The organism is Novosphingobium sp. NDB2Meth1 (assembly GCF_900117425.1).
Taxonomy (GTDB): Bacteria; Pseudomonadota; Alphaproteobacteria; order Sphingomonadales; family Sphingomonadaceae; genus Novosphingobium.
In genome coordinates, this window is record NZ_FPEH01000021.1 from 1 (window position 1) to 12935 (window position 12935).

Sequence of the window (12935 nt, forward strand, 5' to 3'; positions counted from 1 at the left end):
ATGACGCTGGAAACCCTCGGCTCGGTGAGCCATAACCCCATTGTCAGCCTGCCAGCTCTGGCTGCCTGACCCGAACCTGATCCTACTGCGGATCGACGGTTCCTACACCACCCCGTGGGACACGACCCCCCGACCTTAGCTTTGAGCGGCAACCGGAAGAACAGGGGTGGGCTGAGAACCACGGCTGCGAGCACTAAGGCGGCGAGCGCAGACCAAAGCAAGGCGACTGGCGCTCCGGGGATGGCCAGCTTGGAAGTATCCGCCAGCGGCACAACGGTTAGTATGCCCACAAATGCGGCGACAACCCATTGGGCGATCCTGAAGAGAATAAAGGGCTTCTTGCGCGCACCCTCGCTGGGCACGACGATTTCGTCGGTCATAGGTATATCCTTTGTGCATGGGTGAAAGCTGCGCCGGAGTGGCACGGGAACAGACCGCTCTGGTGTTTCTGCAACCCTGTCTGCCCCTCACGAATTGAACCGCAAGGGACAAATGACACGATTAGTATACAGACGCTAGGTGCTGCTTCCGACCACATCGCGCTATGGATGCGGTTGCGATCTTGGGCCTCAATGTCCGGAAATTCCGGAAGCTAAGAGGCATGACCCAGGAGCAGCTTGCCTTGGACACCGAGATGGAACGTAGTTACGTCAGTGACTTGGAGCGTGGCACCAGAAACCCTTCCGTCCGCGCTGTAGAGAGGCTGGCGAAGTCATTGGCTGTGCAGCCCTACCAGTTGTTGATGCCGGTCGAAAATTGAGCCTGAGACGGCATCGGGGCCTGTTCATATAAGGTGGTTGGATTTGCGCCGCTCGGCGCATGGCTTTGCAGTGAACAATTCCACCAACGCGTCAGGTTTGCTCGGTCAACCGGGTTTATGACTTTCTGAATTGGTGACCAAATCGCCACCACGCGGTTAGCAGTTGCGAGCTCCTGCAGCGATAAAGCGACAAAGCTGGCGCAGGCCCGACTTCGCTGTATATGTTCACGTTACGTTCTTACCTATTGCAAAGTGCCTCAGAGTGCTGCAAGGTGCTGCAAAAGGGGGAATGGTGATGGCAGCCAAAAATCGTGTCACGGTCAATCTTGAGGACGAAGAATACGAAGCCCTCGTCGACGTTGCGACGAGAGCCGACCGCTCGATTGCGTGGGTTGGAAGGCAGGCAATCGTGGAGTTCCTAGCGTCTAAAGAAAGGAAGGAAGTGCCCCTCCTCGCGGCTGCAGGAACTGGCACTTCATTCCTTGGAAAGCCGAAGGAATGAAGTATCTCGGCGGCGACATTTACCAGGGTGATTGCCTTGATGTGATGGCTGACTTGCCCGCTCAGTCGGTCGATCTAATCCTTTGCGATCTGCCATATGGCACCACGCAAAATAAGTGGGACAGCGTTATTCCGCTTGACGAGCTTTGGTCCCAATATCGAAGGATCATCAAGCCGAAAGGCGTGATCGCCTTGTCATCTCAGGGCATCTTTACAGCGCGACTAATGCTGAGCAATGAGGCTTGGTTCAAATACAAATTCGTGTGGGTAAAAAGCAAGCCGACGAACTTCCTCAATGCTCGTAGGCAACCCCTACGACAGCACGAGGACATCTGTATTTTCTACGGCAGGCAACCGGATTACAAGCCCGTCATGTCGAAAGGTGAACCTTACGACAAAGGCACGCGCAAAGCGCAGTATACCGGAAGCTACGGGGACTTTAAGCCTGTCCAAGTGAAGAGTGATGGCGAGCGGTTTCCGACAGATACGCTCTACTGCAAGACAGCTGAAAGCGAAGCTGGTGGCCGAGTCTGGCACCCCACCCAAAAGCCTGTGGCGCTCGGAAGATACCTCATTCGAATGTTCACAGGGGAAGGGGATGTGGTGCTCGACAATGCATTCGGCAGCGGAAGCTTTCTTGTCGCCGCAGCGCTTGAGGGGAGGCGCTTCATCGGGATTGAAAGAAACGAAGAAGTCCACCTCTTCAAGGAAGAGCGTATCGACTACATCGAGGTGGCAAAAGAACGGCTTGCTGAGGTCGAGGCAGCTATGAAGGCAAAGCAGCCGTCGCCACCGCTCTTCTCTGCGTTGCAGCCGGCGGCAAGGGCTGGCCAGCCCAACCGACGCGGTATGGTAGATGTTGATGTCGTGATCCGCGATGCCGAGAGGCAAGCGGTATGAAGGGCAAAGCCGCGACCTACAACGAGAGGTCCTGGGCCATCGACCTAATCGGCCACCTGAAACATTTGGCCAAGGCCAATAACCGCTCCATCAAGGATGCGGGCGGGGAGCAGACGGTGAAGTCGGAAGGGGGAAGCCTGTTCCCCGATGTGCTTCTCTTCGGGGACCTTACCACTGCGCGGATTCTGCAAGGCTGGGAATTGAAGATGCCCGACACGGGCATTGATGATTTCGAGTTTCGCGACAACGCCGAAACGAAGGCACGCGCACTCGGTCTTGATAGCTTCCTGCTCTGGAATGTCTCTCATGCTCATTTGTATGTCCGCCGTGAGGCAACGGACGAATATGTGCGCAGCCACGCCTGGGACGATCTGGCCGACATAACGACGCGCACTGCCGTTGTTGGAAACCGGCAACGCTGGGAAGCGCTGGCGGGCGAAATCTTCCGCCATCTGAATGACCTTTTTGATCGTGGCTCCCTTCAAGGTCGTCAGTTCATCGACGCCTACCGAAGCGGTGGAGTCACGGCCCTTATCATGGAGAATGCGGGTTCTGTCGCGGAAGCGCTGATCGCCGCAGCGCGCAGGAACGCGCTCCTGCGCGCGGAAATGACGCTTTGGTGGATCGCTCGCGCGCTGAATACGCTGGCGGCACCATGGAGCAGGTGCTTGCTCAGGCTGTGATTTCGAACTGGATCGGGAAGATTCTGTTTGGTCATATTCTGCGCGAGAAGGACGTAAGAGCGCAGCGGGTCGCCGCAATCGACGATGAAACTACTCCAGAAGAAGCGCTGGCGCTGTTCCGGCAGCTCTCCGAAGATTGCAATTTCTGGACAATCTTCTCGGACAGCATTGGTTTGTCAGTGATCCCGAACGTCGTTTGGGATCAGCTCAAGCAATTCAACAAACTGCTGTCTGACCTGCGCGTGGGCTCCGTCGATCAAGGGCAGCTATCGGGTGTTCTGGAGGCCACGGTGGAAGTGGCCGTGCGTAAGGTTCGCGGCCAATACCCAACGCCGATCGAGCTTGCGCGCCTCCTGGTCCATCTTTGTGTCCGCGATACTGTCGATGACAGGGTGCTCGACCCGTGCTGCGGGAGCGGCACGATCGCGCGCGCGGCGATGGAGCAAAAGCTGACGGCAGGGGTGGCCTCTGATCGCGCGGCGGCGACAGTCTTCGCGGGGGACCAAGATCCCCAGGCCGTGCAAATCGCGACGTTTGCGCTCGCAAGGCCGAGTCTCATGCATATGCCGCTGCGCATCTTCCAGCGGGACGCATTCACGCTGGAGCCCGCAACGGCAATCGACTTTCGTAATCCTACCGACGGAACGGTGTTTACAGAGGCGTTGGGGAATTTCGAGGCGATAACGAGCAACCTGCCTTTCGTCGCCCAAGAGGGCCGAAAGCAGTATGGCAATGCGCTCAATCGCGTGACGGCGGGCATGGGCGAAGAGGGGGAGCGGTTCACGCGGCGGGCCGATGTTGCTGCATATCTGCCCTTCTCACTGCACCCGCTGCTCGTGGATGGCGGACGCCTCGGCATCATTATCACGAATGCGTGGCTTGGGACCGATTGGGGCGACGCCTTCTATAATTTGCTTGGTCGCTATTACGATCTGAAGGCGGTCGTGACTTCGGGCGCGGGTCGGTGGTTTCAGAATAGCGAGGTCGTCACCAACATATTGGTGATGGAAAAGAAGGCCGATCCGGCCCAGCCAAGCGGGGATATCAAGTTCATCGTGCTGACCCGGCCACTAGAGGGGCTGGCCGACGAAGAGGCGGTGCAAATCGCAGCCGCACAAATCGAGCTAGGCCAGACTCAGAATGATACCATGACTATCCGCGCAATCAGTCCCGCTGATCTCGCGCGCTTTCGACGCATGGGCCTCGGCGGCAATGCCCAGTTCTCGGACTGCGATTGGTTGCTCGGGCTCCCTCTTGCGCCCCTGAAAGACTTGTTCACCGTACGCCGTGGCGAGCGCCGCGGGATGAACGCTCTGTTCTATCCGCGGCCCGGTCACGGGATCGAGGCAGAGTATATCAAGCCTTTAGCCAAAAGCCCGACGGACTTCTCGCGGCTGCGCTGCCCAGCGGCAAAGGAAGCGTTTTCCTGCTCACGCACGGAAGAGGAACTTGCTGCGCGTGGGCACACCGGTGCGCTGAACTGGATCATGCGCTTCAAAACACCGGAGAACATGGCAAAGCTGGGCACCAACGGTCTGCTTTGGTATGAAATGAAGGCGGATACGCTGACCGACCTGGTCATGTTCATCAACTATGGCGATCGCCTCTTCGTGGGCCGCGTCGATCCACCTGCCTTTGCTGACCAAAGGCTGGTCAGGCTAGAGCCAAGGGGTGCGGTGGATATCGACCTCGCCCACGCGCTGCTCAATTCCACAATCTCGATGTTCATCATTGAGGGAATGGGCTTCGGACGCGGGCTTGGTGCTCTCGATCTCAATAAGGATCGTATTGAGGATTACATGCATGTCCTCGATCCGGGGCAGCTAGATCAAGCTGGCATCGACGCGATCAAGGCCGCATTTGCGCCGTTGCTGGCACGCGACGTTCTGAATGTCGCTGACGAGCTCGAACAAGCTGACCGTCAGGCCTTCGACGCGTCGATCATCGAGGCCTTCGGTTTAGGCATTGACAGGCAACGAGTTTACGATGCGCTGCTGTCACTGGTGGAGATACGCCGGACAGCACTGGAATGATGCACGGAGAAGAGGTCTTCGATGAAGGAGCGGGTGACTTGTTGTCACCGCTCACCGAAACGGAGTTTTTAGAGTTGCTGCTACGCGATCTTCACAATGATTTGCCCGGTCGCATCACGAGATTGCCCTATCTCGGCGATCAGGCGGGCACGTTGGGGTCTGCGGGCACGATGATTTCGGGGCCGAGGGCAAACGAGTAGTTCTAGTCAGAGATAGCCGTAACGTCGCCCGCCAGGTGCTGTCGTCGTCACAAACTCACCGTGGATGGCTTTCGATTGCGCAGCTAGGTTCTTGAAGGCTGGACTTGAAATCTTGAGTAACTGAAGATTGAATTTATCCGTCCCCGGGCATTTCCGGAAAACGGCCACCAAATCTGACCTGCTCGCCCCTGATGTAGGCCTCATCGTCGTGCGATTTACTGCGGACTGAATCGAGGCGGAACTGAACATTAAACGCCACATATCGTTCTGGACCCGCTTCGTGAACTCCAAAGCGTGCTCTTGGCCGTCCGCTGTTATGAACTTTCTTACTTCCTTCGATCCGGTCAGAGCAAAGTAGGGCATCATAGCTTTCGGAAACTCAAGGTCTCGCCCAGCCGCGCTCGCACTCCCAACTTCAAGCCAAGCGATTCTTGCGCTTTTGGGTTCGCCATTGAATGTGGGTTCTTCGTCGACCGTCTCAGAAGAATCGGGCTCCGGCGGCGCCGCTCCAAGGTCGGAAATCTTCTTTCGTTGCTTCTTCGCTTTCTTGAAAAGCTCCTTGTACGCAGCAAGCTCTGGATCGGTTGGCGGGTGACCTAACTCCCACATCTCTTGCCACTGCCGTTTGAGCGCCTTTGCATCTGCGGTGACATCTGCAGTTAGTACCACCGCAGTCTCACCATTCTTACGGAGGCCGTTGACCGTCATGTTGCCAGAACCTATCGCAGCGGCAGCTTTGGCATTTTCACTTGAAGACCAAAATAAATACATTTTAGGGTGAAATCTTCGAGCGGGCGTGAGCTTTACCACGCGAAGTTCACTACCTGGCAACTGGGCTATGTAATCCAACGCTTCTGGCTGGGTAATCGCGTCATCTAGGCCAACTACCCATCTTGATACCTGCGGGATTCCACCCACTGCCAATGCAAGCGCTTTCACACCTGGCAGGGTCGCATAAGCTACTGCAACGTCGAGACGGTCGAATTGTCCTGCCCCACTGGACGCCGACAAAGCCTTTCCAAGGGTCTGATCTCCCGCGCCGCCCTGCGAAATCAACGTCCATTTCATCGCGAATTGCTGATCAGAGTTGAGTTTGGAAATCTGATCATCGGCGCCCCCCCCTAACGACAGCAAAATGCACGAACAGGATCAGATGTCTAGCATGAGTGCACCCAAGCTTGACCCAGACGCACCCATTTGGGCGGCTGGTACAGGCGAAAGCCACTCTGGCTTTATGCTCCAAGGGTGACCAGTCCAAAGTGCCTTCAACAGCATGATTCGTAACGATAAGGCGAACTCACTCTGGCACATCAATTGGGCCCAGACCGGGTTTCGGCCTTTCGGCAGGCAAATCCGCCCCGCTAAGGCTATCGCCCTCTGGAGCTAGTTTCTGATTTTCCTAGGGAAAGTGCCAAAAACAGGTGGTGCCGCTTAGGTGATTCGAACACCTGACCCCATCATTACGAATGATGTGCTCTACCGACTGAGCTAAAGCGGCTTGCCTCGAGGGCAGGCGCGCGCTTTAGCCAGAGGGGCGGCGATAGGCAATGGCATTTGTGCATTCCGGTAGGTTCGGTTTTCTACCGCCATGCCCTCGGGCAAACGGAACGGATAAAGCTCCTGCACCACCCACTGCGATGCGGCTTGACCGGACAGGTCGCGAAGAGTTTGCCGACGTTTGGACGACCGGTGCGGATGCTCTTTGGGCCAACTGGCGAACACGGCGGCCGCTCTCCGGGCCGTGCCTGACGTGTCTCAGGGCCGGACTGCCAGCCGAAGCGCCGTGCGTACCACGAAACCCAGCGCGAGCATGCCGAAGCTGATCAGGCAGCCCGACCAGCCGACATAGACCACACTACTGTAAAGCACGCCCGCGCAGGCGGCGGCGAAGATCAGCGGCAGGACCGGGTAGAGCGGAACCTTGTAGGGGCGCTCCACGTCGGGCTGGCGGCGGCGCAGGATGACGACGGCGAGACCGCTCATCGTGAGGAACAGCCAGTAGATCGGCGAAAGGTAATCGACCATCGTCGCGAATCCGCGGCCCGAAGCGGCGCCCCACGCGATCAGCGCGAGTTCCACCGCCGTCTGCACGAGTATCGCCGCGCGCGGCACGCCCTTGCTCTGGTCCCATTGCGCGAGGGCGGCAAGGGCGGGTTCGTCTTCTGCTGCGGTGTAGAGCGTGCGTCCACCGACGATGATCAGCGCGTTGAGCACCGAAAACGCGGCGATGGCGACGCAGACCACGATCGCCGTCTCGCCCGCGGGTCCGAACGCGCGGGCCATCAGCGCGGCGGCGGGCGCTTCGCTGCTGGCAAGTCCCGCCATGCCGAGGCCGCGCACGTAAGCCCAGTTGGCGATCATGTAGAGCGCGGTGATCAGCACCATGCCGCCGAAAAGGGCGCGCGTCATGTCGCGCGGGGAGCGTACTTCGGCGGAGAGCGTGGAGGCATCGTTGAAGCCGCCATAGGCCAGCATGATGAACACCATCGATTGCCCGAAGGCGGCGAGAGAGACGGGGGGCATCGCGGCGGTCGCCACCTGTTGCGGGGCGATCCGCTGCCAGGCCAGCCACAGCGCCGCACCGCCGAGCGCCAGCAGCGCCGCGACATCCATCGCCACCATCGCGATCTGTGCGCGCGTTCCCGTCTGCACGCCGCGCAAGTTCAGCGCGGTGAGCAGGATCACCATGCCGCCCGCCACAAGCGCGCGGGTCAGTGTCCCCATCGGCACCAGCTCGGCGAGGTAGTCGATTCCGACGAATGCCAGCAGCGCGCCCGATGCGGAGAAGATCACCGCAAAGCGCGACCAGGCGAACAGCCATGCCGCATCGCCGCCGAACGCCTCGCGCAGGAAGCGGTAGTCGCCGCCGGTGTCGGGATAGGCTGCAGAAAGCTCGGCATAACAAAGCGCACCGATCAGCGCGAAGACGCCGCCCAGCGCCCAGGCCAGCATCAGCGCACCTTCGCCGCCGAGGCTCTGCGCGACCAGCTGCGGCGTGCGGAAGATCCCGGCGCCGATCACCATTCCCATGACGACCGCGGCGGCGGCAGTGGTGCTCAGCACGCGCTTGGGCTGGTGGTGCGGCGAGGGTTCGGGTGCGGAGTTCATCGAGGGGTAAAGCTAACCGGTTTCCGGGGCGAGGGAAGGTCAGTTGGCGGATTTGACGGTGATGGATTGGCGCAGCACGCTCGACTTGCCGCCAAGCGTGAGCGTGACCGGCCCTTCGAGCCTGATCTTCAGTGCGGCGGCCTGCTGCGGATCGAGCTCGAGACGGTATTCGCCTGCGGGAAGGCGCTCGAACAAGAAGAAGCCGTCGGATTCGCTGCGTGCCCTTGCCGCCAGGCTGCCATCGCGGCGGAGCAGGCGCAGCTGCAGGCGCGAGACGGCGCGGGTGCCGGTGGCGGCGCGGAAGTAGGCGGTGCCTTCGATGTCGCTCAAGGTCACGATCGGAAAATCGCTGGTGTGGATGCGGCCCGGGCGCGGCACGATCTCGATCCCCGGCCGCGCTGGGGCCAGCGCGATATCGGGCATGGAATCGCTGTCCACCCGCAGCGACGCGCGCGCGCCGTCACCAAGTCCGGGGATCAGCGCGCGGCCCTTTGCATCGGTGCGGCTTTCGTGCGTGCCGGAAAGGAACGTGACGCCGGCCACGGGGCCTTCGTCCGGATCGCGCACGCCGTTTGCGTTGGCGTCGGCAAAGGCGGTCACCGCCGCTGCGCCGCCGCTGGTCAGGCCCGGGCGGGCTAGGAATGCGTGGCCGGAGAGTGGATTGCGCCCGAAGCTGAAGCCCACCCGCAGCGCGACCGAGAAGTTACGCCGGGGGAAGCCGTAGGCCCCGTCGAACGCCACGTTGACCGGACCGACCCGGCGGATCGCGGAGAGGCCGAGCGTCGTCTGGTTGTCGGTCAGCGTGTGCGTCACGCCGCCGCGAAGCAGCATGTTCTCCCCGAAGCGCCGGTCGGCTTCGAGCGTAACGGTCTGCAGCTTGGGTGTGGGCAGAATGGCATAGCCGAGTCCGGCCCTGTAGCGCATTTTCGAGCCCGACAGCGTGGCCAGATCGAAGTTGCCAAGCAGGCGGCTGGTCGCGGGCGTGGTCGTTGCGCTCACGCGGTTGTAGTCGAACGTATTGGACAGCAGCACGCCGCCCAGCGGAAGCGTCGCGCGCAGCGCTGCGTCGGTCTGACGGCGGCCGTCAGCAAATTCGATGCGGCGCAACTGCCCGGTGATCGGCAGGACGCGCGTATTGAGGCCGGAGCCGAAACGCAGTGTGGTGTTGAGGTTGAATTCGCTTGCCCGGCGCAGCGGATCGGCGGTGAACGCCCGCACTTCGTCGATTGCGCCGCCGCTGTATTCGGCGTGGTTCACGCTGTAGTTGAACCCGAAAAGCTTGCCGCCGAAGCCCACTTCGACCGTGCTGCCCCCGCCGTCCTGCAGGCCCAGGTCGAGCCGCAGCGCGGTCGCACCGATGCCGCTTCTGAGGCCGGTGGTCGCCAGCCAGTGATGCTTGCCGCCGCTGTCCCACCATGCCGCGCCCAGCGTTGCGGTGACCGCGCGAGAGATGCCGTAGCCCAGCTGCGCCGTCGCGCGCCAGGCGCCGAAATCGGGCGCAGGGCTGAAGCGCGGGCTGCGCACGCCGAACAGGTTCATGTCCTTCTGCGCGGCCGCCAGGCTGTAGACGAACTGGCCGGGCGCGAGGCGGCCATCGCCTACGCTGATCTGGCGCACCACTTCGCGGCGCTGGCCCTGCGGCCCGTAGAACACGAGCCGGAACACGTTGAGCCCGAAATCGACCGGCACTTGGAGGAAGGCATATTGGCCGTTCACGGGCGTCCGGGTCGATCCGATCAGCGTGTTGTTGCGATAGAGCTCGACTTCGTAGCCATCGAGCAGATCGCCGCGCAGATCGACGGAGTCGAAGATCGAGGCCTGTTCGAGCGGTGCATTGGTGACGAAGGCGCCGCGCCCGGTCACACCCCGCAGGCCCACGGGGAGCGCGCCGGTGGCGACATCGCCGAGCTGGAATTCGGTGGCCTTGAGGGGCCCGAGCAGATCGCCGTCGGGATCACGCCGGCCCAGTTCGAGGCGTGCGGCGGTAAGCCCGTCGCGGCTCGAGACGCTGGCAAAGGCCCGCGCGGTCATGAAGGCGAGATCGCCGGCGAGGCGCACATCCGCCTCCACCCGCGCGCCGAGATCGTCGTCGGTGAGCGCGCGCAATTCGGTCTCGCCCACCGGAACCGAGAGCGCGCGCCACGGCGTTTCCTCACGCGGGAAACGTGCCGGGGCCTCCTTGCCGGTGCGCGATGCCAGCCGTTCGCGGTCTGCTTCGCGGGCAAGGCGCTCCTCGAAGGGGAAGGGCTCGCGGGTCTTCACTGCTATCGTCTGGGCGCGCAGATCGACCTTGAGATCGAGTGGAAACAAGTCGGAAAAGCGCTCCGCCTTGAGGTATAGTTCGCCCTCGAACGCCACTGCGTCGCCCCTGCCGAGCGGGACCGTCTTGCCTGCCACCACCAGCGTCCCGTCGCGCAAGTTGAGCGTCACGGTGCGCTTTTCGTTGAGGAACCAGCCGTTGGCGTAGTGGCCGTCATCGCTCACCGCGATGGGCAGATCGAGGAAGCGGGTCATCGCCCCAAGCGGCAGATAGACCCCTTGGCGCAGGCCATAGGCGACGATCGTGTCGCTCATCTCGCCCTGCGCGGTCTCGATCTGGAGGATGAGCTCGTCGTCCTCGCTGATCACCGGCGCCTTGGTCGCCGCGCCGAGTCCAGCCTGATCGGTGACATTGGCGCGCAGCGGCGAGGCGGTAAGCGCAGGCTTTGGCGCTGCGGCGGGCGTGCCAAAGGCAGGCTGGGGCAGCGCGCGGCGGCTTTCGGCAAGGCTGGGCGCAGCGAGTTTGGGCGAAGGTGCCGGGGCAGGCATGGCGGTGGTCGCCACGGTGGTCAGCGGCAGCGTGGCCGGTGCATAGGCAAGGCGCGTGGGAGATGACGTCGGCGTGGGTGGTGGGGGCTGGGCGGATCCGGCAGCCGGAGGCTCCGCCGCACCAAACGCGGGGCTGGGCAGCGCCTCGGCTAGTTTCACCGGTGGCGGAGGCGGCGTAACCGGTGTGGGGGGCGCAGCCAGCTCTGGTGCAGGCTGCTTGGGCGGCGATGCTGGAGCAACCGCTGCTGCCGCTGGTGGCGCCACACTGACCAGGGCGGGTGCAGGCGGACTCGGGGCTTCAGGCGAGCGTTCGGAAGCCACGGTTGCCAAGTTTGTCGTCGTGGCGACCGCCTCTTGCCGCAAGACAGGTGCCGTCGCCACTTCTTGCGGCTCAGCTGCCTTGGCGGGTGCGACTTTGGCGGGCGAAGAGAGCGCCGTGGTTGGCAGAGGCGGCGTGACGACGGGCTGACGGGATGTGGTTACCGCATCTGGCTGCGCCACAGGCGGCGCCGGGGCTGCTGCCGCAGGAGGCCCGAAACTCGGTGCAGGCAGCGGATCGTTTGCGGCCAGCGCAGCAGGCCGCGGCGGTTCAGGCGGCGGCGAAACGGCTTCCGCAACCCTTGGCACGAGGGACGTTGCCGCCTCTGGCTTGACCACCGGCGCGGTTGATGGCGCGGGTTCCGGCACAATCGGCTCGCGGAACTCCGGCGAAAGCACACCGGCACTTTCAGGCAGCGGCAAGGCTTTGGCCAGCTTGGGCGAGGGCAGTCGAGCTTCCGCAGGCTGTTTGCGCTCGCGCTTCGCACCGGTCTTCCGTCCGGGCTTGGCCTCAACCAGCTTGGTCTCGGCCGCAGCAAAGCGCGGCTCCGGCAGCTTTTCCGCGCGCTGCGCCTTCTTCGCTTCGCGCACCGGATCGGGGGCAGGGCCCTCCGGCGCCGTCAGTTCACGGCGCGCCGCATCGCCCGCGAGCGCGAGGGTGGCGCCCAGCACGACCCGCAGCGACGTGGAGGATCCGCGATCGTCCCCCCCGCGCTGCTTCACGGCACGATGAATTCCTGCCGCGCGAGCACTTTGCCGGGTGACATGTCGTCATCGACATAGCTCACTGTCCAGCGGGTGCCTTTGGCGAGGAAGCGCGGCTCGGTTGCCGGATCAATCAGGACTTGCACGGCGCGCTCGGCAATCTCGGTGTAGACGCCGATGCCCTTGATCTCCGCTACCGGCTTCTTGGCGCCGGGTGCGGTGATCGTGATATCGCCGAAGGCCGAGCGCGTGCCCTCGCGCGTGATGGTGAGCGCAAGCGCGGTCGGGCCACCCGGCTGGGTGTTCAGTCTCAGGTCCTTGAGGCCCGCGTTGAGTGTCGTTTCGCCCACGCGCACGATCACCGGGATCGAGATGCCGAAGCGCGGCACGATGCGCACGCCGATGCCGTTGTTGGTTTCCGCCCCTGCCGCCTCGTCGATGCTGGTACCGCCGGTTTCGGGCGGAACCGAAACGACGGTGAAATGCGAGCGGTACTCGCCGGGCGGCAGCTCGGGCGGGACCCGCGCCATGATCCGCACCATCTGCGCCTCGCTGGCGGGCAGCGCGACATGACGCGGCGACCAGCGCAGGAAGCCGCTGGCGGTGTGGACGGCATCGCGCGCGGCGGCGTCCTGCACCGAGGCGAGCTCGACCAGCCGCCCGTCGCGCTGCATCGCCATGTCGCTGACGGTGATCTCATACTCGCCCGCCGCCGCAGCGCGGTTGTAGAGCCCGACGCTGGCGATGCGCGTGCGCTCGTCGATCACCACGCGCTTCGGAAACAGGTTGATATCGCCCATGCCGCCAACCGCGCCGGCCGGCAGAGCCGCGGGAGCAGGAGGGGCGTCAGGTGCGTCCTCAGCCTGGCCCGCGGCTTGGGCCAAGGCATCGGCAGGCATCGTCAATGCTAGGCTGAGGG

The 12935-nt window shown here is 62.7% G+C and carries 10 protein-coding genes and 1 tRNA gene; 5 read left to right on the top strand and 6 right to left on the bottom strand.

Annotated elements, in window-relative coordinates:
* A partial coding sequence (locus NDB2M1_RS22900; protein WP_216234032.1) for a hypothetical protein occupies positions 1 to 380 on the bottom strand: 380 nt, incomplete at its 3' end.
* A 164-nt stretch (positions 381 to 544) separates the two neighbouring features.
* Here NDB2M1_RS22900 and NDB2M1_RS15425 point away from each other — a divergent pair.
* From NDB2M1_RS15425 to NDB2M1_RS15445, 5 genes are all read left to right on the top strand, one after another.
* The gene (locus tag NDB2M1_RS15425) at positions 545 to 760 is read left to right on the top strand and encodes a helix-turn-helix domain-containing protein (RefSeq protein WP_072383758.1); all 216 of its coding nucleotides are present in this window, start codon (positions 545 to 547) and stop codon (positions 758 to 760) included.
* A gap of 295 nt (positions 761 to 1055) precedes the next feature.
* Positions 1056 to 1262 carry a ribbon-helix-helix domain-containing protein gene (locus NDB2M1_RS15430; RefSeq protein WP_143146786.1) on the top strand — a complete coding sequence of 69 codons (207 nt, stop codon included), beginning with the start codon at positions 1056 to 1058 and terminating at the stop codon, positions 1260 to 1262.
* Positions 1259 to 2161, top strand: coding sequence for a DNA-methyltransferase (locus NDB2M1_RS15435; protein ID WP_072383762.1), 903 nt, complete (start codon positions 1259 to 1261; stop codon positions 2159 to 2161). The genes NDB2M1_RS15430 and NDB2M1_RS15435 overlap by 4 nt, the downstream gene beginning before the upstream one ends.
* On the top strand, positions 2158 to 2844 hold the full coding sequence (locus NDB2M1_RS15440) for a hypothetical protein (protein WP_072383765.1): 687 nt from the start codon (positions 2158 to 2160) through the stop codon (positions 2842 to 2844). Before NDB2M1_RS15435 ends, NDB2M1_RS15440 begins: the two co-directional genes overlap by 4 nt.
* Positions 2781 to 4877, top strand: a complete 2097-nt coding sequence (locus NDB2M1_RS15445) for an N-6 DNA methylase (protein WP_143146787.1) — start codon at positions 2781 to 2783, stop codon at positions 4875 to 4877. The genes NDB2M1_RS15440 and NDB2M1_RS15445 overlap by 64 nt, the downstream gene beginning before the upstream one ends.
* 206 nt (positions 4878 to 5083) lie before the next feature.
* Here NDB2M1_RS15445 and NDB2M1_RS15455 read toward each other — a convergent pair whose 3' ends face one another.
* From NDB2M1_RS15455 to NDB2M1_RS15475, 5 genes are all read right to left on the bottom strand, one after another.
* Complete coding sequence (locus tag NDB2M1_RS15455) at positions 5084 to 6145, bottom strand: phospholipase D family protein (protein ID WP_143146788.1); 1062 nt, start codon at positions 6143 to 6145, stop codon at positions 5084 to 5086.
* A gap of 354 nt (positions 6146 to 6499) precedes the next feature.
* Positions 6500 to 6575, bottom strand: a tRNA-Thr gene (locus NDB2M1_RS15460).
* Between the two features lie 257 nt (positions 6576 to 6832).
* On the bottom strand, positions 6833 to 8185 hold the full coding sequence (locus tag NDB2M1_RS15465) for an APC family permease (protein WP_072383773.1): 1353 nt from the start codon (positions 8183 to 8185) through the stop codon (positions 6833 to 6835).
* Between the two features lie 39 nt (positions 8186 to 8224).
* Positions 8225 to 12034 (bottom strand): hypothetical protein, encoded by a 3810-nt coding sequence (locus NDB2M1_RS15470; RefSeq protein WP_083554903.1) that lies wholly within the window; start codon positions 12032 to 12034, stop codon positions 8225 to 8227.
* Complete coding sequence (locus tag NDB2M1_RS15475; protein WP_054123030.1) at positions 12031 to 12816, bottom strand: fimbrial biogenesis chaperone; 786 nt, start codon at positions 12814 to 12816, stop codon at positions 12031 to 12033. Before NDB2M1_RS15475 ends, NDB2M1_RS15470 begins: the two co-directional genes overlap by 4 nt.
* Between the last annotated feature and the right edge of the window lie 119 nt (positions 12817 to 12935).

Bases quoted from the DNA above. Each gene is read 5' to 3' on its own strand.
- NDB2M1_RS15425 (WP_072383758.1), top strand. From the start codon at position 545: ATGGATGCGGTTGCGATCTTGGGCCTCAATGTCCGGAAATTCCGGAAG.
- NDB2M1_RS15435 (WP_072383762.1), top strand. From the start codon at position 1,259: ATGAAGTATCTCGGCGGCGACATTTACCAGGGTGATTGCCTTGATGTG.
- NDB2M1_RS15440 (WP_072383765.1), top strand. From the start codon at position 2,158: ATGAAGGGCAAAGCCGCGACCTACAACGAGAGGTCCTGGGCCATCGAC.
- NDB2M1_RS15475 (WP_054123030.1), bottom strand. From the start codon at position 12,816: ATGGGCGATATCAACCTGTTTCCGAAGCGCGTGGTGATCGACGAGCGC.
- NDB2M1_RS15465 (WP_072383773.1), bottom strand. From the start codon at position 8,185: ATGAACTCCGCACCCGAACCCTCGCCGCACCACCAGCCCAAGCGCGTG.
- NDB2M1_RS15430 (WP_143146786.1), top strand. From the start codon at position 1,056: ATGGCAGCCAAAAATCGTGTCACGGTCAATCTTGAGGACGAAGAATAC.
- NDB2M1_RS15455 (WP_143146788.1), bottom strand. From the start codon at position 6,145: ATGAAATGGACGTTGATTTCGCAGGGCGGCGCGGGAGATCAGACCCTT.